Origin of the sequence: Streptomyces sp. NBC_01477, from assembly GCF_036227245.1 — a bacterium.
In the GTDB taxonomy this organism is placed as follows: domain Bacteria; phylum Actinomycetota; class Actinomycetes; order Streptomycetales; family Streptomycetaceae; genus Actinacidiphila.
This window is the reverse complement of record NZ_CP109445.1, coordinates 5,495,523-5,513,970: the sequence shown is the minus strand read 5'-3', so window position 1 is coordinate 5,513,970 and position 18,448 is coordinate 5,495,523. Positions and strand designations below refer to the sequence as shown.

Annotated in this window: 16 protein-coding genes; 6 read left to right on the top strand and 10 right to left on the bottom strand. The window is 72.5% G+C overall.

Annotated features, from left to right (window positions below; translation table 11 throughout):
- Positions 1–59: 59 nt before the first annotated feature.
- Together purU and OHA86_RS23450 are read right to left on the bottom strand one after the other, a co-directional pair.
- On the bottom strand, positions 60–938 hold the full coding sequence (gene purU, locus OHA86_RS23455) for a formyltetrahydrofolate deformylase (RefSeq protein ID WP_329178222.1): 879 nt from the start codon (positions 936–938) through the stop codon (positions 60–62).
- 45 nt (positions 939–983) lie between these two features.
- A complete protein-coding gene (locus OHA86_RS23450; protein WP_329178221.1) occupies positions 984–1,430 on the bottom strand; it encodes an SCO4402 family protein in 447 nt (148 codons plus the stop codon).
- A gap of 160 nt (positions 1,431–1,590) precedes the next feature.
- Between OHA86_RS23450 and OHA86_RS23445 the strand changes: the two genes are divergently transcribed.
- Positions 1,591–2,856, top strand: coding sequence for an ABC transporter substrate-binding protein (locus OHA86_RS23445; protein ID WP_443071851.1), 1,266 nt, complete (start codon positions 1,591–1,593; stop codon positions 2,854–2,856).
- 57 nt (positions 2,857–2,913) lie between these two features.
- On the opposite strand, the gene OHA86_RS23440 is transcribed toward OHA86_RS23445, so the two are convergent.
- A complete protein-coding gene (locus OHA86_RS23440) occupies positions 2,914–4,326 on the bottom strand; it encodes a hypothetical protein (RefSeq protein ID WP_329178220.1) in 1,413 nt (470 codons plus the stop codon).
- Between the two features lie 229 nt (positions 4,327–4,555).
- A complete protein-coding gene (locus tag OHA86_RS23435; RefSeq protein ID WP_329178219.1) occupies positions 4,556–5,935 on the bottom strand; it encodes a transcriptional regulator in 1,380 nt (459 codons plus the stop codon).
- A 360-nt stretch (positions 5,936–6,295) separates the two neighbouring features.
- Between OHA86_RS23435 and OHA86_RS23430 the strand changes: the two genes are divergently transcribed.
- The 3 genes from OHA86_RS23430 (at position 6,296) to OHA86_RS23420 (ending at position 9,600) form a co-directional block, all read left to right on the top strand.
- The gene (locus tag OHA86_RS23430) at positions 6,296–6,952 is read left to right on the top strand and encodes a bifunctional DNA primase/polymerase (RefSeq protein ID WP_329178218.1); all 657 of its coding nucleotides are present in this window, start codon (positions 6,296–6,298) and stop codon (positions 6,950–6,952) included.
- A gap of 120 nt (positions 6,953–7,072) precedes the next feature.
- Positions 7,073–7,954 carry an ABC transporter ATP-binding protein gene (locus OHA86_RS23425; RefSeq protein ID WP_443071848.1) on the top strand — a complete coding sequence of 294 codons (882 nt, stop codon included), beginning with the start codon at positions 7,073–7,075 and terminating at the stop codon, positions 7,952–7,954.
- Complete coding sequence (locus tag OHA86_RS23420) at positions 7,951–9,600, top strand: transporter (protein ID WP_329178215.1); 1,650 nt, start codon at positions 7,951–7,953, stop codon at positions 9,598–9,600. Before OHA86_RS23425 ends, OHA86_RS23420 begins: the two co-directional genes overlap by 4 nt.
- 110 nt (positions 9,601–9,710) lie before the next feature.
- Here OHA86_RS23420 and OHA86_RS23415 read toward each other — a convergent pair whose 3' ends face one another.
- Positions 9,711–10,952 carry an MFS transporter gene (locus tag OHA86_RS23415; RefSeq protein WP_329178213.1) on the bottom strand — a complete coding sequence of 414 codons (1,242 nt, stop codon included), beginning with the start codon at positions 10,950–10,952 and terminating at the stop codon, positions 9,711–9,713.
- 95 nt (positions 10,953–11,047) lie between these two features.
- On the opposite strand from OHA86_RS23415, the gene OHA86_RS23410 reads away from it, so the two are divergent.
- Positions 11,048–11,635, top strand: a complete 588-nt coding sequence (locus OHA86_RS23410) for a CGNR zinc finger domain-containing protein (protein ID WP_329178211.1) — start codon at positions 11,048–11,050, stop codon at positions 11,633–11,635.
- A gap of 401 nt (positions 11,636–12,036) precedes the next feature.
- On the opposite strand, the gene OHA86_RS23405 is transcribed toward OHA86_RS23410, so the two are convergent.
- The 3 genes from OHA86_RS23405 to OHA86_RS23395 form a co-directional block, all read right to left on the bottom strand.
- Positions 12,037–12,501, bottom strand: coding sequence for a hypothetical protein (locus OHA86_RS23405; protein ID WP_329178210.1), 465 nt, complete (start codon positions 12,499–12,501; stop codon positions 12,037–12,039).
- 287 nt (positions 12,502–12,788) lie between these two features.
- On the bottom strand, positions 12,789–13,733 hold the full coding sequence (locus OHA86_RS23400) for an alpha/beta fold hydrolase (protein ID WP_329182519.1): 945 nt from the start codon (positions 13,731–13,733) through the stop codon (positions 12,789–12,791).
- Between the two features lie 373 nt (positions 13,734–14,106).
- Entirely contained in the window at positions 14,107–14,799 is a 693-nt protein-coding gene (locus OHA86_RS23395) for a metal-dependent transcriptional regulator (RefSeq protein WP_329178208.1), read from the bottom strand.
- 337 nt (positions 14,800–15,136) lie between these two features.
- Here OHA86_RS23395 and OHA86_RS23390 point away from each other — a divergent pair, with 337 nt between their 5' ends.
- Positions 15,137–15,898 carry an SIS domain-containing protein gene (locus OHA86_RS23390; protein WP_329178207.1) on the top strand — a complete coding sequence of 254 codons (762 nt, stop codon included), beginning with the start codon at positions 15,137–15,139 and terminating at the stop codon, positions 15,896–15,898.
- A 13-nt stretch (positions 15,899–15,911) separates the two neighbouring features.
- On the opposite strand, the gene OHA86_RS23385 is transcribed toward OHA86_RS23390, so the two are convergent.
- Together OHA86_RS23385 and pdxH are read right to left on the bottom strand one after the other, a co-directional pair.
- Positions 15,912–17,393: a PAS domain-containing protein gene (locus OHA86_RS23385; protein ID WP_443071845.1), complete on the bottom strand. Its 1,482-nt coding sequence runs from the start codon at positions 17,391–17,393 to the stop codon at positions 15,912–15,914.
- A 354-nt stretch (positions 17,394–17,747) separates the two neighbouring features.
- Complete coding sequence (gene pdxH / locus OHA86_RS23380; RefSeq protein ID WP_329182517.1) at positions 17,748–18,383, bottom strand: pyridoxamine 5'-phosphate oxidase; 636 nt, start codon at positions 18,381–18,383, stop codon at positions 17,748–17,750.
- Positions 18,384–18,448 lie beyond the last annotated feature (65 nt).

Here is an 18,448-nt window from a genome sequence, read left to right as displayed (position 1 = left end):
GCCGGGTGACTCCCGCTGCCGCGGCACGGATCCGAGCCGCCCGGCGGCATCGGGCGGGATCAGTCGAAGACGACCGTACGCCGGCCGTTGAGCAGCACCCGGTGCTCGCTGTGCCACTTGACCGCGCGGGCCAGCGCCTGGCACTCCACGTCCCGCCCGATGGCGACCAGGTGCTCGGGGGTGACCTCGTGCCCGACCCGCTCGACCTCCTGCTCGATGATCGGCCCCTCGTCGAGGTCGGCCGTCACATAGTGCGCGGTCGCGCCGATCAGCTTCACGCCCCGGTCGTGCGCCTGGTGGTACGGCTTGGCGCCCTTGAAGCTCGGCAGGAAGGAGTGGTGGATGTTGATGATCCGCCCGGACAGCTCGCGGCACAGGTGGTCGGTGAGCACCTGCATGTAGCGGGCGAGCACCACCAATTCCACGCCCTCCTCGCGTACCAGGTCGAGCACCTGCGCCTCGGCCTCCTCCTTGGTGGCGCGGGTGACCGGGATGTGGTGGAAGGGGACGCCGTAGGAGCCGACCAGCTCGCGGAAGTCGGTGTGGTTGGACACCACGGCGGCGATCTCCACCGGCAGCGCGCCGATGCTGGTACGGAAGAGCAGGTCGTTGAGGCAGTGCCCGAACTTGCTGACCATGAGCATGATCCGCATGCGCTCGGCGGACGGGTGTATGCGCCAGTCCATGTGGAAGGCGTCCGCGACCGCCGCGAAGCTGGCCCGCAGCTTGTCCACGGTGATCGGGGCCTCGGCGGAGAAGTGCACCCGCATGAAGAACAGCCCGCTGCCGCGGTCGCCGAACTGCTGGCTGTCGACGATGTTGCAGCCGGTGATGAACAGATAACTGGACACCGCGTGCACAATGCCCTGCTTGTCGGGGCAGGACAGCGTGAGGATGTACTGCGGCTCGGCAGGCAGCTGCGACAGTTGTTCGTTCACCCCGTCAGCTTGACACACATGGCCGCCGCGGCGCCGGGCTATCCGTCAAGCGGAACGCGTGTAGATCGCCAGCACCTCCAGCGAGCGCGGCGGGCTGTCCGGGTCCTCTCCGTCCGCGCCGGCCATCAGGACGTGCGCCTCACGTGCGGCGAGGACCGCGTCCGGCCAGCCGGGGTGTTCGAGGTACGCGGAAGCGGGCGCGTCGGCCCCCACCTGGTGCAGGATCTTCAGCACCCGCAGCACCGCGACATCGACCAGCGCCGCTTCCTGCGGGTCACGGAAAATGGTGCCGACGTATTTGTCGGCGGACCAGTTGTCGAGCCAGGTGTCCTCGACGAGGCGGTAGACGGCGTCGGTGACGTCGCCGTAGCCCGGCCGCCCGGTCTGCCAGACCTCGCGCTGGAAGACCGGGTCGCTGATCATGTGCAGCGCCGAGCGCACATTGCTGCGCCAGCGCCACCACGGCATGTCGTTGAGCGGCATGCCCCCCATCGTGGAGGAGATACGGCCGCGACGGGAAGACTTCTCCGAACCTTGCACGACGGGCAATCGTACGCAATCGAACGCCGGCACCTGTAATTCACCTGAAAGTGACCGCCCGTTCCCGCGGGGTCACCCTCGCGTTGGGCGCGGACCGGAATCTTCCGTACCTATGACTGAACGGCGCGTGTGCAGGGCCCGCAAGGCTGTTCTTCCGCTGCTGGCCGCAGGTGCGCTGGTCAGTGGCTGTGGCGCGATCCCGGGGGGCACGGGGGGCTCCCCGGGACCGGTCGTGGTGATGACCTGGGCGCCGGACGACACCAGGTCGACCAATATGCCGGGAATGCTCGCCATGGCGCAGGCATTCGAGAGCTACGTCAACGACACCGGCGGACTGAACGGCCGCAAGCTCAAAGTGCTGACCTGCAACGAGCGCAACGACTCGGTCGCGGTGTCGACGTGCGTCCAGCAGGCCGCCGACGCCCACGCGGTCGCCGTCGTGGGCTCGTACAGCCAGCAGGGCGGCGCTTTTACCACGGCGCTGGAGTCAAACGACATTCCCTACATCGGCGGCTACGGCATCACGCAGGACGAGTTCCAGAGCCCGCTGTCGTATCCGGTCAACGGCGGGCTGCCCGCGCTGCTCGCCGGCTCCGGCGGGCAGCTGTCGGGCGCCTGCAAGAAGGTGGCCCTGGTGCGGCCCGACACCATTACCGGCGACCAGTTCCCGATCTTCCTCGACGAGGGCCTCAAGACCGCCGACCGCCCCGCCGCCCGCGACCTGCCCGCCCAGGACGACGCCTCGGACTACACCGAGGTGGCACAGCGTGCGGTCGGCGACAACAAGACCAGCACCTGCGTGTCCGCGGTGCTCGGCGACCACACCAGCACCTTCTTCGACTCCTTGCGCAGGCTCGGCGACAAGCCGCCGAAGGTCCGGCTGTCCTCGGTCATAGGCAGCGTCCAGCAGTCCCTGGTGGACGCCACCGGCGGCCCGCACAGCCCGCTGGAGAACGCCCTGGTCACCGGCTGGTACCCGCCGGCGTCCGACGCCAAGTGGAATCAGATGAAGTCGGTCGTCACCAAATACGCCTTCTCCGACGACCGTATCGACGTCGCCGACCCCGGGGTGCAGACCACCTGGATCGCCTACACCGTCTTCACGAAGGTGGTCGAGGCGATGCAGAAGGAGAAGGGCGCGGAGATCACCTCCGACACCGTGCAGAAGGCGCTGGACCGCACCACGGGCCTGTCCACCGGCGGGCTCACCCCCGACCTCGGCTGGACCGACACCGACCTGCTCGACATCCCCGACCACACCCGCCTTGTCGACTCCAAGGTCACCTACCAGGTGGTCCAGCAGGGCCGGCTGGTGCAGCAGGGCCCGGGCTTCGTGGACGTGGCGGCGACCCTCAAGAAGGCCGCGAGCGTGAACTGAGGCACCCGGAGTGTGAGCTGAGGCACATCCCCGCCCGCGGGGATGTGCCTCGGCGCCTCAGAGCTGGCTGTACTGGCGCTGGGTGAGGCCGTACTGGGTGGCGATGGTGTTCCACAGCTTCACGGCGGCCTTCTTCTGGGTGGTCGCCGTGCCGCTCTCCTTGTTGCCCTCCTGCGCCTCCGCGGTGGTGCGGGCGTGGCCGCCCTTGCAGACCTTGCCGCCGTTCGCCGCCTGGTCGGCCCATGCCGCGTAGTGGCCGTCGGCGGCCGAGGACGCCTGCCAGGCCTTGGTGAGGGCCGTGGTCAGTTCCGCGTTGTTGGGCAGCTTGTCGACGGCAAGGGCGCTGAGCTGGGTCACCAGGCCGGTGCGCTGGGCCGAGGCGGCCCGCAGGTCCGAGGCGGCACCCGGCAGGTTCTTGCAGTTCTTGATCGACTCGACCGCGCCGACCACCGAACTGCGGCTCGCGCCACTGGTGTTCAGCAGCGAGTCCAGCGCCTTGGCCTGATCCTCCGCGCCGCCGTCCGCGGCCTTCGGACTGCCGCCCGCGGATCCCGTCGCCTTGTCCGTGGCGCTCGCGGACGGCTTGCCGTCCGCACTGTCCGTGCCGCTCTTGCCCCCGCTGTTCATCAGGGCGCCGACCACCAGGCCGGCCACCACGCAGCCGGCCACGACGATCCCAATCAGCACCTTGGGCGACATCCTGCGACCGCCGCCGCGCTCGTCGTCGTAGCCCTCCTCGGCATAGCCGGGCTCCCACGGCGGCCTGCCGTAGGCCTGCTGCTGGGCCTGCTGCTGGGCGGAGGGCGGCTGGATGATGCGCTGGCGCAGCGGCTCGGGGCCGGGGACGTCGGTCCTGAACAGGTGGTCGTAGTCGCTGTCGTGCCCCGGCCCCTGCTGCACGGGCTGGTCGTACGCGGCCGGCGTCGCATATTGCTGCTGGCCGCCGTACGACTGCGGGTCGGCATGCGCCTGCGGGTCCTGGTACTGCTGCGGCTCGGCATACTGCTGCTGCCCGGGGAATTCCTGCCCGGCATAGCCCTGCTGCGGCGAGTGCTGCTGCTGGCCGTACGCGTCGTACGGCTGCTGCTCGTGGAAGATCGACAACGGCAGCGCCTGGGTGGCCTCGGCAGGAGCGGGCTCCGGCGCGGGGGTGCCCGGGTACGGCGGCAGCATCTGCGTGGCGTCGGCGACCGGGGCGACGGGTTGCTGAGGGGCCGGGGGTACGGGTTGGGGTCCTGCGCCGGGGTACGGCGGCAGCATCTGGGTGGCGTCCGCGGGCTCGACACCCTGCGGCGGATACGGCGGCGGTACGGGCGGCGCGCCGTCCTGCTGCGCGGGGTCGCCCCAGGGGGTGCCGCCGGCCGGGTGGACATGCTCGCCGTAGGCCGTGGGCGGCTGCTGCTGCCCGGCCGGGAGGACGACGCCCCGGTACGGTTCGGGCGTTTCCTCGCCACGTCCGTTGCTGTGCATCGCCGTTGACTCCCGCCTTCACCCAGTGTCGGACGTCTGCACACGCTACCGGGTGAAGGGGGAGGGGGACCACGAACCCGAACGAGTGAACGTCGGGACATCGCGGTGACGTGCGGCCCGGGGCGCCGCGGAGGACGGCGCCGCCGGGTTTCTCCAGCGCTTTGCGTGCGTTGCACCCGAAGCGTGTCGGTCGGGTAACGATTCGGTGTGCACTTGCCCGTTGACCGTTCTACGCGGCGTCCTGCGCCTCCAGCCGCGCGCCGAATTCGCGTACCGACGGCTCCGCGGAGAACGGGTCGAGCCGGCGGCGGAAGTCCTCCAGATACTCCGCGCCCCGGTCGGAGCGCAGACCGGCCAGCAGGGCGACGGCCTGGGTGCCGGTGTGGCAGGCCCGTTCGATCTCGCGCTGCTGCACCAGGGCGTCGGCGAGCAGCAGCATGTCGATCGCCCGTCGCCTGGCGCGGGTGGCGGGGTGCGCGGCCAGTGCTTCCTCCGCCCGCCGGGCGGCGGGCACGGCCTGGCCCAGGTCGCGGTGGCAGTGCGCGAGTTCGTCGGCGAGATAGGCGTGGTCGAAGTGGGCGATCCAGGGCGGGTCCTGGTCCGGCTCCGAACGTTCCATCGCGTCGACGGCCAGCCCGGCGACGGTGGCGAAGGTGCGGGCGTCGCCGAGCAGCGCGTGGCCGCGCGCCTCGGCGGCGAAGAACATCGCCTCCGCGGTGTGGCCGACCTGCCCCCTGGCGCCTTCCTGCGCCGCGCGGGCGAGTTGGGCGATCTCCCGCGGATTGCCGAGGGTGGCGGCCAGATGGCTCATGCTCGCGGCCAGGATGTAGCCGCCGTAGCCGCGGTCGCCCGCCGCCTGGGCGAGCCGCAGCGCCTGGATGTAGTAGCGCTGGGCCAGGCCGGGCTGGCCGGTGTCCACCGCCATGTACCCCGCCAGTTCGGTCAGCCGGGCGACGGCGGAGAACAGCTCACGGCCCACCGACTCGCGGTAGCTGCCCGCGAGCAGGCCCGAGACCACGCTGTTCAGGTAGTGCACGACCACCGGTCTGACATGGCCGCTGCCGAATCTGTGGTCCAGTTCGGTGAGCGCCTGGGTGGTGGCCTTGACCGCCTCGACGTCGGAAGCGCCCACCCTTGCGCCGCCGTTGCGCGCCACGCCCTGGTCGGGGCGGGTGATCAGCCAGTCCCTGCTCGGCTCGACCAGGGCGGAGGCCGCGACCGTGGAGCCGGTCAGGAAGTCGCGCCTGCCGACGTCGCTGCGCCACAGCTCGCAGACCTGCTCGATCGCGCCCAGCACGGTCGGCGCGAAGTGCAGGCCGATGCCGGTGGCCAGGTTCTTGCCGTCGGCCATGCCGATCTCGTCTATGGACACCGCACGGCCGAGCTTGCGTCCCAGCGCCTCGGCGACGATGCCGGGCGCCCTGCCCCGAGGTTGCTGGCCGCGCAGCCAGCGGGCCACCGACGTCTTGTCGTAGCGCAGATCGAGGCCGTGCTCCGCCCCGCACATGTTGACCCTGCGGGCGAGTCCGGCGTTCGAGCAGCCGGCCTCCTGGATCAGCGACTGGAGCCGTTCGTTCGGCTGCCGCGCCACAAGTGGTCGTGCCGCCATGGTGTTCCCCCTCGTCCTCGTCAACCCCATCCTGGTGACTGACGTCTGTACGGCCCAGCGTCTGTACGGCCGGTGGCCCGCGGTGCCGCGGCTCAACTGCGGTGTGCCCGGCGGCCGTACGCCCGCTGGGCGGTACGGCCGTACGACTGTGCGGCTGCTGTGCGGATGCTTCCCACCCTTCGAGTGGAAAATGCCCGCTTTGCCGTCGTTTCACCGGAGCCGCCCGGCGGGCCGCCCTCCACTGCTTACCCGCCCCGGACGCCGGCTGCCCGTACGCGCCCCCGGCATTGCATCCGTGCGCCCGCCATGAGCCGCGGATTCACCCCGTAACCCCCGAACGCGGGGGCAGTTGAGCACCGCGTGGAAGACAGCATCGGAGCCCCGCGCGACATCACCGGACGGCTGCTCGACGCGGCGGTCGGCTACGCGGAGGCACGGCACTGGGCCGTGCTGCCGGGCTCCTGGCTGGAGACCGATGCCTTCGGCGCACCCCACTGCTCCTGCGGGGCGGCCGGCTGCGCCGCGCCAGGCGCACACCCCTCACGGCCGGACTGGACGACCTCGGCCAGCGGCAGTTCTCCGGCGGTGCGCCGGATGTGGCAGCACCAGCCCGAGTCCTCGATCCTGCTGCCCACCGGGCGCACTTTCGACGCCATCGACGTCTCCGAGGACGCCGGGTGCCTGGCGCTGGCCCGGATGGAGCGGATGAACCTGCCACTGTGCCCGGTGCTCGGCACACCCGGCCGCCGCCTGCTCTTCTTCGTCATCCCGGGCGCGGCCGCGAAGATCCCGCGCCTGCTGCGCAGGCTCGGCTGGCTGCCCGAGTCGCTGGACCTGGCAGTGCTCGGCGAGGGCGGCTGGGTCGTCGCGCCGCCGACCAGGACCGCGCCGGGCGGCTGCGCCCAGTGGGCCCGTCGGCCGACCCCGGCGAACCGCTGGCTGCCGGACGCGGAGGAGTTGCTGAGCCCGCTCGCGTACGCGTGCAGCCGGGAGACGGCCGCGGTCCGCGTCCAGTGAGCCCTCGCCGGTAACCGAACGCATTTTCTGCCGCACTCTCGTCACTGTCAGTGGTCACCCTTAGGGTGGCAGCACGCGCGGAAGAAGCGCGGGCACGGACACGGGGAGGGGTAACGGGACATGGCTGACGAGGCAGGACGGGCACAGACGCGGGCAGAACGGGGGGCGCCCGTTCCGTACTACGGGGCGGCCGGTGGCACCGGGCCGGCGCAGGGGGGCGCTGGGGCGGACGGGCCTGTCCCGGCGGTCCGGGTGCGCGGGCTGTGGAAGCGCTTCGGCGAGCAGGCGGCTGTCGCGGGCATCGACCTGGAATTGCCCGCGGGCCGTTTCATCGGCCTGGTGGGGCCGAACGGCGCGGGCAAGACCACCACGCTGTCCATGGTCACCGGTCTGCTGCGGCCCGACGACGGCCTGGTGCAGATCAACGGCCACGACGTGTGGTCCGACCCGGTCTCGGTGAAGTCCAGGATCGGCGTACTGCCCGAGGGCCTGCGGCTGTTCGAAAGGCTGTCGGGGCGCGAACTGCTCGCCTACACCGGCCGGCTGCGCGGACTGCCCGGCGCCGAGGTCGACAAGCGGACCGCCCAGCTGCTCGACGTGCTCGACCTGACGGCCGCCCAGCACAAGCTGGTGGTGGACTACTCGACCGGCATGCGGAAGAAGATCGGCCTGGCCGCCGCACTGCTGCACAATCCCGAAGTGCTCTTCCTCGACGAGCCGTTCGAGGGCGTCGACCCGGTGTCCGCGCAGGTCATCCGCGGTGTGCTGGAGCGGTATACGGCCGGCGGAGGCACGGTCGTCTTCTCCTCGCACGTGATGGAACTGGTGGAGAGCCTGTGCGACTGGGTCGCGGTGATGGCCGCCGGCCGGATCGTGGCCCGCGGCCCGCTGGCCGAGGTGCGCGGCGACGCGCCCACCTTGCAGGACGCTTTCCTGTCCCTGGTCGGCGCCGACCGCCGCACCGGTCAGGACCTGGACTGGCTGGGCGGCGGTCCCCGATGACCGCCACCGCGCCGCAGGCCGTACCGCCGGTGCCCGCGGCCGCCGGCGCGGCCCCCTCCGTGACCCGGGTCTTCATCCGGCTCAAGCTGTCGCTCATGCGCAACGGGCTGCGCCAGTCCCGCGGCCGCACGGTCGGCTGGAGTATCGGCGTCGGCCTGGCGATGCTGTACGCGCTGGGCAACGGCGCGGGCATGATCGCGCTGCGCCACAACCACTACGCGCCCGCCGTCTCCGTGACCGTGGCAGTGGTGCTCGCGGTCGGCTGGGCGGTGATGCCGCTGTTCTTCTTCGGCGGCGACGACACGCTCGACCCGACCCGGCTGGCCATGCTGCCGCTGCGCCCGCGCCCGCTGCTGACCGCGCTGCTCATCTCGTCACTGATCGGCGTGGGACCGCTCTTCACCCTGCTGCTCGCGGCCGGCGCGGTGACCGCCGTGGCGGACGGCCCGGCGGCGGTCGCCGTCGCGGTCCTGGCCGTCGCCCTCCTGCTGGTGCTGTGCGTCGCCCTGTCCCGCGCGATAGCCGCGGCCAACACCCGGCTGCTGACCAGCCGCAAAGGCCGCGACCTGGCGCTGCTGAGCGGTCTGTTCGTCGCGGTCGGCGCCCAGCTGATCAACCTCGGGCTCAGTTCGCTGTCCGGCAACGACGGGCTGCACCGGGCCACCTCCGCCGCGTCCGTGCTGCGCTGGATACCCCCGGCCACCGCCGTGGACGCGGTCCGCTCCACCGGCCGGGGCGCGTACGGCCTGGCGGCCGTGCAGCTCGCCGTGACCGTGGCCGTGCTGGTCCTCGTACTGCGCTGGTGGCACCGCAGCCTGTTCCGGCTGATGGTCTCTCCCGACGCGTCCACGATCGCCGCCGCGCCCGAGCAGTCGCGGCAGCGCGGCCCGGCCGCCGGGCGGTCCCGGCTGCGCCTCCCCCTGCCCGAGGGCCGTATTGGCACGGTGATGCAGCGGCAGTTCCGCTACCTGTGGCGGGACCCGCGCGCGAAGGCGGCGCTGGCGACCGGGCTCGCGGTCGGCCTGCTGCTGCCGCTGGTCGCGGTGGTCCAGCACGGCACCGTCTACCAGTGCCTGTGGGCCGCCGGGCTGCTCGGCGTGCAGATGTACAACCAGTTCGGGCTGGACGGCTCCGCGTTCTGGACCGTCATGGCCACGATCGGCGACCGCCGCGAGGCCGAGCTCGAACTGCGCGGCCGCGCGCTGACCGTCGCCCTGATCGCCGTCCCGTACGTGACGGTGGTGACCACCGGCGCGGCCATCATCCTCGGCCGGGTCGACGCGCTGGCCGAGACGCTGGGCCTGGCCTTCGCCTTCGTCGGCGCCCTCGTCGCCACCGGCGGCTTCCTCAGCGTGCGATTCCCCTACGCGGTGCCGCGCGACAACCCGTTCTCCAATGCCGCGCCCGGTCAGAGCGGCCTGGTGCTGGTCAACGTCTTCGGCGGTACGGGCGCCGGGGCGGCGCTGTGCCTCCCGGTGCTGGGCCCGGTCATCGCCCTCCACCTCACCGGCCACCACGGCCTGCTGTGGCTCGCCCTCCCCGTCGGCGCGATATACGGCGCCGCCATTGCCATGGTGTCGCTGCGCCTGACGGCGCCGCGCCTGCTGGACCGCCTGCCCGAGATCCTGGCCACGGTCCGCGGCTGAGCCCTTTGCGGCCCGGCTCCCCGCTACAAGGGCACGCCTGTACGGGCACGGGGAATTGCGCTCCGGTCCCCGCGCCCCCGGGCGGGGCGGCCGGAGGCGCACCTCCCGCGTCAGCCCCGGCGGGGAAAAGCGGTGGCGAGGGCCAGCAGCGGGAGGGCCGCGCCCAGGACGGTCACGGCAGGCCAGCCGCCGAGGTGGTAGGCAGCGGAACCCGCCTGGGAGCCCACCGCCCCGCCCACGAAGAACGTCGCCATGAAGGCGCTGTTGAGCCGCGCCCTGGCGCCGCCGTCGAGTTCGTAGACCACGTGCTGCCCGAGGATCAGCGTGGTCTGGACGGCCATGTCCAGGAGTACGGCCGCGGCGCCGAGCGCGAGCACGCTGTGCCGCCCCACCCCCGCCACGCCGAAGGCGACCGCGGCGGCGACGAAGGCGACCGCCGTCATCGGCCGGACCAGGCCGCGGTCCGCCCACCGCCCGGCCAGCGGGGCGATCAGCGCACCGCCCGCGCCCGCGAGGGCGAACAGCCCGACCTGCCACTGGCTGTAGTGGAAGGGCGCGGCAGTGAGGACGAAGGAGATGGTCGTCCAGAAGGCGCTGAAGGCCGCGAACATCGCCGCCTGGTAGAGCGCCCGCCGACGCAGCGCCGGGTGGACCTTGAGCAGCCGGACCGTCGACCGCAGCAGCGCTCCGTACCGCAGGGTGGCGGCGGGCCGCCGCCGGGGAAGGACCGAACGCAGCACCAGCGTCAGTACGGTCATCAGCGCGGCGGAGCCGAGGTAGACCACCCGCCAGCTCGTCGCGCCGGCGACCACACTGCCGACGGTGCGGGACAGCAGGATGCCGGTGAGCAGCCCGCTCATCACCTGTCCGACGACCCGCCCCCGGCTCGCGTCCGGCGCGAGGTCGGCGGCGAACGGCACGAGTATCTGGGCGACCGTGAGCGTGCACCCGACGATCAGCGAGGCGATGAGCAGGACGGCGAAGCCGGGCGCCAGCCCGGCGAGGACGAGCCCGCCGACGGTGAGCGAGAGCAGCAGCGTGGCAAGCCGCCGCTTCTCGGTGACGTCACCGAGCGGTACGACCAGCAACAGACCCAACGCGTAACCGAGTTGCCCGGCCGTGACCAGGCTGCCCGCGGTGACCGCGCCGATGTGGAAGGACTGCCGCAGCTCGCTGAGCAGCGGCTGGGCGTAGTAGAGGTTGGCGACGGTCAGGCCGCACGAGACGGCGAGCAGGATCACCAGCCGCCGCGGCGGCCCGGCCTGCGACGGCTCCGGCGTCTGCGGCACCGCCGCGCCGCCCGTCGCTGAGGCGGAATCGGCAAGGGGGGCGGGGCCGTTGGACTGGGACATCGACACCTCACTGCGCGGACGGGCGCGAACGGAACCGGTTAAACCGGTGCGACGACCGTACCAGTCAAACCGGTTCCGACAGTAGGCTGGCCGGCATGACGGACACCACCGCTCCCCCGCGTTTCCGGCAGGGCTCGGGACGGCTGTGCCTGGATTTCGTGCGGACCCTGCGCTACCGCGGAACTCCCGGCGTGGCAGAGGAGTTGGCCGACCCTGCCGCGCTCGTGGCCTGGGTACGCCAGTGCGGCCCGCCGGTCGACGGGCCGCGTTCGGCCGCGCCGCCCACGGCCGCCGATGTGCGCGACGCCCGGGCGCTGCGCGAAGCCGCCTACGCGCTGGTCTCCGCGGCGCTCGCGGCCGGCGGCCCCGCGGCCCCCACCGCCACGGCCAGAGTCCGGCTCAACCGGGCAGCCGCCGCGGCCGTGCCGGTGCCGTATCTCACCGCGGCGGGCGAGCTGCGGCGCCGCGCGGACGACCCGGTACGAGCGGTGCTCGCGCTGGTCGCCCGTGACGCCCTCGAGCTGGCCGCCTCACCCGCCCTTTTGCCGCGCCTGCACGCCTGCGCCTCACCGGAGTGCGGTGCCCTCTTCCTCGACAACTCCCGTCCCGGCACGCGGCGGTGGTGCTCAATGGACATCTGCGGGAACCGGGCGAAGAAGTCCACGTTCCGGGCACGCAGCTGAGTCCTGTGCCCGGCGCGGCCACGCTCGGGCGGCGTCGCATGCCCAGCGTCCAGCGCCCCGGGGTGACTGCCCCTCACGGGCCACTTCCGGGCCGGGGCACCTTCGTGGCCTGGTGCGCAGGCCCCCGCGCTCCGGAGGGCTGCTACTTGCGGTGCGTACGTGGCAGCTGCGCGGTCTCGGCCGGGCACGCAGTTCGTCACGCCTTTGTGAGGGCGCCGCACGCCCCCTGCGGAAGAGGGCGGCCTCTCGGCGGGGGATCACGCGGCCGGACACGGAGGAGCGGCGCCCGGGGCCGTCGCACGCCCGGGCGCGGGTCTGTCGATCACGCTGTCACGCCCGGCGGTGCGGCTCGCCGAGGAGGGGGTCATGGCGGCCGCAGCACACGCGGGGCGGACGTACCGTCAGCTGCTGGGCAGGCCGGTGCGGGAGAAGATATCGGTCGGGCCGCCGGTCCACCGCACCGTGAGCGTCTTCCCGTCGGGCGCGAGCACACCATGGCCGTTGGTGCGCTCCGTGTCACCGTCCATGCAGGTCAGCGTCAGGCCGATACCGTCCTGGCCGGTGTATCCGCCGCCGCACAAATGCGCGCTGGTCAGGGCCGCCTTGCCCTCGCCCAGGACGAGCTGCACCTTGACCGAGCCCTGCGTGGCGAGCCATACGCCTTCCACGGTCCGCGTCGGGTCGCCGCTGGTCGCGGCCGACTCCACCGGGTTGGTCGTCGTGGCCGACGGATCGATCGCCGCGGTTGCGGACGGCGACACCGACTGCCCCGTCGCGCTGACGGTCGTACCGACCGCCGGCTGCTTCTTCCCGTCGTTGTCGCTGCTGCCGCAACTGCTCAACGCCAGCGCGGCGGCGACCGCCACTGCTGCGATTCCCGCTCTTGCGAACGTAAGACGCACTGTGCTCCCCCATGACGCGATGACGAATCCAGCGACGGCAAGCTACCAGCAGGCCACGACCGCGTGTGCGCGCGACGACCGGGCCGACCTGCGACGCGCCCCCGGGCGCCGCCCCCGCAGCACCCAGGCGCCGCCCGGTCCGACCGCTTCGGGACCCGGCCGCCGCGCCGTCCGCCGGCGCCGCCATTTGTCACCGAGTCCTCACAGCACCCTCACGCCGGTCGCGCACCCCCGTCCGCCCCTGGTTGCTGTCACGCCGGGGCCGCGCCCTCCGGTTCCCGCACCGCCTCCCGCAGAAACCGTTCGACCGCGTCGCACCACGCGTCGGGCTGTTCCCACGGAACGAGGTGGCCGGCGTCGGCTATCTCGGCGTAATGGCCGCGGGGCAGTACGCGGACCATCTCCTGGGCCTCGGCCCGCCCCAGCTTCCCGTCGAGTCCGCGGACCACCAGCGCGGGGCACTCGACACCGGCCAGCTCGTCCCAGTGCGCGTCACGTATCCAGGTGTCGCGCGAGCGCAGCAGATGCTGCCGGGCGTACTGCGGACGCCATCCGTCGTCGGCCTCCGCCATGACCTCGGCGAAGAAGTCGCCGCGCACCGGATTCGGCGGATCGGCCCAGGCGTCCTGCTCCCCGAACCAGTGGCGGGCGTCGCCGAGGGTGGCGAAGGGCAGCGGCCAGGACCGGGTCCAGTCCTCCCACTCGCGCTGCCCGGCCTCGCCCAGCGCGGCGGCCCGCATATCGCAGATGACGACGGCGGCGACAAGGTCGGGACGGCGGGCCGCCAGCTGCCAGGCGGTGAGCGCGCCCATGGAGTGGCCGATCACGGTGACCGGTGCCAGGCCGAGCTGCTCGACGGCGGCGATGGCGTCGGCGAGATACGCCTCCGTCGAATACGGCCCTTCGGGGCGCTCGCTGCGGCCGTGCCCGCGCTGGTCGAGTGCCAGCGCCCGATAACGCGGTGCGAGCCGCCGCGCGGTCGCCGCCCAGTGCGAGGCCCGGCCGAGCAGCCCGTGCAGCAGCATGACACCGGGGCGGGTGTCGGCGCCGGGTCCGGGTCCTGGGCAGCCTCCCGGCCGGGCCGGGGGAACCGGCGCGGGCCCGGCCGCATCGCCCGCGATGGCGGCAGCCGCCGCATAGTCCCAGGCCGCGAGGCGGATGCCACCGGCTCCCGTGACCTCGAAGCGCCTGGTGATGTGCTGGTCCACGTGCTGCCTCATGTGCCGCGCCCCCTTCCTTCCGGTCGTCGTCCGTCCTGGTGCTGTCTCCTTGCGTCTTCCCGGCCCACGCTATCGAACTTTTATTCGAACAAGGGCTTCACGCGCCCAACACCGCTCGTTCGAGTGACAACGCTCAAGGATTGGCGGCCCGGGCCCAGGGGAGATCTTCAGCGGGGCGCGGCGCGGGGGGAAGCCGGTCGCGCGGAGGTCCCGGGAAGCTCGGGGTCCCGGCTCCTCCACAGGGGTCAGACGGGGAGGGACAAGGGAGGGGAAAGGCCGCCCCGGCGCCGTCGTAACGGCGCCGGGGCGGCCTCTCGTCCAGTGCGGTGGCCGATCGCCGGCCGGAGTCCTACCGCTTGGCGACGAAGACGTGCGAGGCGACGTCCGCGTCCAGCTCGGCGGCCTCGCCGCCGCTGCCGACCAGCACACCCCCGGGCGAGTTGGTCACGCTCACCACCGCGCCGGGCTGCACGCCGGCCCGCCGCAGGGTGTACATCACCTGGGCATCGGTCTGGATCGGCTCGCCGATCCTGCGCACGACCACGCTGGCCGCGACCGAGCCCGGCTTGAGGTCGTTCAGGCTCACCATGCCGTCCTCAAGGAACGGATCGGCCTGGCCCTCCTCGCCCAGCTCCTCAAGCCCCGGGATCGGGTTGCCGTACGGCGATTCCGTGGGGTGCTGCAGCAGTTCGAGCACCCGCCGCTCGACGGCCTCGCTCATCACGTGCTCCCAGCGACACGCCTCGGCGTGCACCTGCTCCCATTCGAGGCCGATCACGTCGACCAGCAGACACTCCGCGATGCGGTGCTTGCGCATCACGCGGGTGGCCGTGCGGCGGCCCTCCTCCGTCAGTTCCAGATGGCGGTCACCGGCCACGTGCAGCAGCCCGTCCCGCTCCATGCGCGCCACCGTCTGGGAGACCGTCGGGCCGCTCTGGTCGAGCCGCTCGGCGATTCGGGCGCGCATGGGGACCACACCCTCCTCCTCCAGCTCCAGGATGGTGCGGAGATACATCTCCGTCGTGTCGATCAGTCCGGACATGCGCGCCCCTCGTCAACTCGTGCGTGGCCCTGTGGACAATTGTGACGCATGGCACCGACAACCGGCCCCGCTGTGAGCACCCGCACCACTGGTGAACCCGGCACTTCGGGCGCCGGGCGGCCCGGGAAATCCGGGAAAGCGGCCCTGAGCGGGCACGGAGCGGCGACGGTGCCGCCCGGCCCGGCGCAGGGAACCCGCCACGACAGTTGTCATGAGCCGCCCCACGCGTCCACAGTGTGGACCATCGGGCGGCTCCGGGCCCCGCACATGACTTCTCCGGGATCCGTCACCGCCGGTTTCTTGACACCGGCCGCGCCCTGGCACCACGGTGATCCGCATGACTGAGCCCCGCGAGGACCTGGCCGACCGGTATTTCGACGCCGCGATCGGCTTGCTGCGCCGGGTGCGCGACGAGGAGGCGCCCTCCATCAAGGCCGCCGGGACCGCTGTCGCCGACGCCATCGCCTCCGGCGGGCGGGTCTTCGTCTTCGGCGCGGGACACTCCTCGCTGCCCGCCCAGGACGTCGTCTACCGGGCCGGCGGCCTCGCCCTGATCAACCTGCTGGCCGTGCCGGGAGTCGTCGGCGTGGACGTCATGCCCGCCACCCTGGGGAGCGCCCTGGAGCGGGTCGACGGCCTCGCGGGGGTGGTCCTCGACACCAGTCCGGTCCAGCGCGGCGACGTGCTGTTCGTGATCTCGCTGTCCGGCCGCAACTCGCTGCCGGTCGAGATGGCGCAGAACGGCCGGGCGCTCGGCCTGACCGTCATCGGGGTCACCTCGGTCGCCTATGCCGAGCAGACCACTTCGCGGCACGTGTCCGGCACCTTCCTCAAGGACCACTGCCACATCGTGCTCGACTCCAAGATCGCGGTCGGGGACGCCGAACTGTCCGACGACGCCATTCCCGCGCCGTTCGGCCCGGCATCCACCGTTGTCACCAGCGCCCTGATGCAGGCGGTCGTCGCCACCGCCGCCACCGATCTGGCGGAGCGCGGCCTCACCCCGCCCATGCTGCGCTCGGGCAATGTGGACGGCGGCCACGACTGGAACGGCCGGATCTTCGAGCAGTACCGCGACCGGATCTTCTTCCGCCACTGACCGCGGCCGCGGGTCACCGCTCGCCCGCGAGCCCCGCCAGGTCCAGCGCCATCGCGACCCGCGCGGCCACATCCTCCGCATAGGCCGCGTCCGCGCGGTCGAACAGGCGGCGCCCCGGGCCGCGGAGAAAGGTCAGCGCGCCGACCGTACGGCCGCGGCTGCGCAGCACCGTGACCAGCCCGTGCACCGTCCCCGGCGGCCAGCGCCTGTCCGCGGCCCATTCGTCGATCCGCAATTCCGCGGCATTCTCCGCCGCGGGCCGGGCCCCGAAACTCGTCCGTACGGTGCCGGCCCTTTCGAGCGCCTGGAGCGCCGGGTGGGCGAGCGGGTAGCCCACCGGGATGCCGCTCTCCGCCGCGCCCGGCTCCAGCTCGCACGGGCCGGGCTCGCCCGTGGGGGTGGCCGCGATCCGTATCAGGCGTTCGGCGCCGTCGGCGAGGTCGAGCAGCGCGTGGTCGGCGAATCCGGCCAGCGCGAAGTCCAGGTGCAGCGCCGCCGCCTCCAGGGCGGTGCCGCATTCGGCCGCGGCACGGTCGGCGCGGTGGAGCTGCTGATAGCGGAACCTGACCTGTGCGCCGTCGGTCTCCACCGACTTCTGCCGGGTGATGTCGATGAACAGCCACCCGACGCCCAGCGGCACCGGTTCCTCACCGAGCGGCGAGCCGAGCCGGACGAATCCGCTGCGCCAGCAGCGGCGCTTGTTCTCGTGGTCCGCGCTCAGCGCCAGCCACAGGTCGGTGGTGGCCGGCGGCGCCCCCTCGGCGAGCACGTGCTGCAGCGCGTTCTCCAGCTCTTCCACGCCCAGGGTGAGCAGATCGCGCAGCGGGCGGCCCAGCAGCTCCTCCCGGCCGGTCTGGAGCAAACGGGCGGCCTTCGCATTGACGACGGCCGGACGCAGATCCGCGTCTATCACCACCACGCCCCAGGACGCGTCCGTGAACAGCGCCTCGCTGAGCGCGATGGAACGCTCGAGGTCGATCTGCACATGGACCTCGGAAAAGGCGCAGTAGACCCCTGCGGGGCGCCCGTCCGCGCCCTGCACCGCCGCGGACTGGGTGCGTACCAGCACCCGGCGTCCGTCCTTGGTCAGCAGGGCGAATTCGTGCACCTGGCGACCGGCGGAATCCATCGCGCCCAGCAGCCTCTGCTCGGCCTCGGCCGCGTCGGAGGAACGCGCCGCCCATCCGGCGAAGCCGCGCCGCCCGACCGCGTCGTCCGCACTCCAGCCGAGGATCCGGGCCGCCTCGGCATTCCAGTGCGTGATCACACCCGTGCGGTCGAAGGCGCACAGACCCGCCTCCATGCCGTCGAGCAGCGCAGCGAGCAGCTGCTCGTCGCCCTCGTGCCTTACGGCGCCCGCCGGAGCCGGAACCCCTGCCGAGCCGCCGGTGTCGTCATCGCTGCTGCCGTCGCCCAGCGGTTTGGGTTGCGCATCGAAAGGCTGCACGTCACCACATTCAACCCCCGTGTGGGCTGCGTCACACGCTCTTTGCATAAATCGGTTGTGCTGTTCCCCGGCGTCTTCCTACTGTTGCGGCACACACGAAGGGAGGTGGTCTGAAGCATGAGTTGCAGTCGGACACGTGAGGTGACTGCGGGCTAGCTCCGCACGCTGGGCGTGCGCGATGCGCGCCAATCCCACGCAGTTCACCCGACCCGCGGGCTCGTCGGACTTGTCCGGCCGGTGCTCGGAGCCGCCAGGCTCCGAGGAGCAGCCCGCGGGTCGTTCGCGTTCACGCGCGGCAGGCGGCCCGCGGCAATGCGCCCGGCCCGGCCGCCGTACGCGGTGGCCGCGGCAATATGCCACGGGGTACGCCGCAGCCCGCCGCCGTACGACGAAGGCGCCGCGCTACGGCGCCAGGCGCTCCACCGACCACCCGTCGGCCTCGCGTACGTACCGCAGCCGGTCGTGCAGCCGGTTCTCCCGGCCCTGCCAGAATTCGACGGTTGCCGCCTCGACCCGGAAGCCGTCCCAGGACGGCGGCACCGGCACGGCGGCGCCCTCCGGCCAGCGGGCGGCCATCTCGGCGTAGCTCTTCTCCAGCACCGCCCGGGAGCCGACCACGCTGGACTGCTCGCTCGCCCATGCGCCGACCTGCGAGCCGTGCGGACGGCTGTGGAAATAGGCGGCGGTCTCCTCCGGCGACACCCTTGTGACGTCCCCGCCGACGATGACCTGGCGGGCGATGGGGTGCCACGGGAAGAGCAGCGAGGCCCGCGGGTTGGCGGCGAGCGCGCGGCCCTTGCGGGATTCGCGGTTGCTGAAGAAGACGAATCCGCGCGGGTCGTACGCCTTGAGCAGGACCGTGCGGGAGCTGGGCAGGCCGTTTGCGTCGGCGGTCGACAACACCATGGCGTTGGGTTCCGTGATGACGCCCGCCTCGGCGGCGGCGACGGCGTCCGCGAACCAGCGGGCGAACTGGGCGTACGGTTCGGCCGCCAGGTCGTCCTCGGTGATACCGGTCGTCCGGTAGCGCTTGCGCATGGCGGCCGGGTCGGACCCGACCGGCTGGTCGTCATCTGGTTCTCGCACGCGTCCATCTTCCCAGC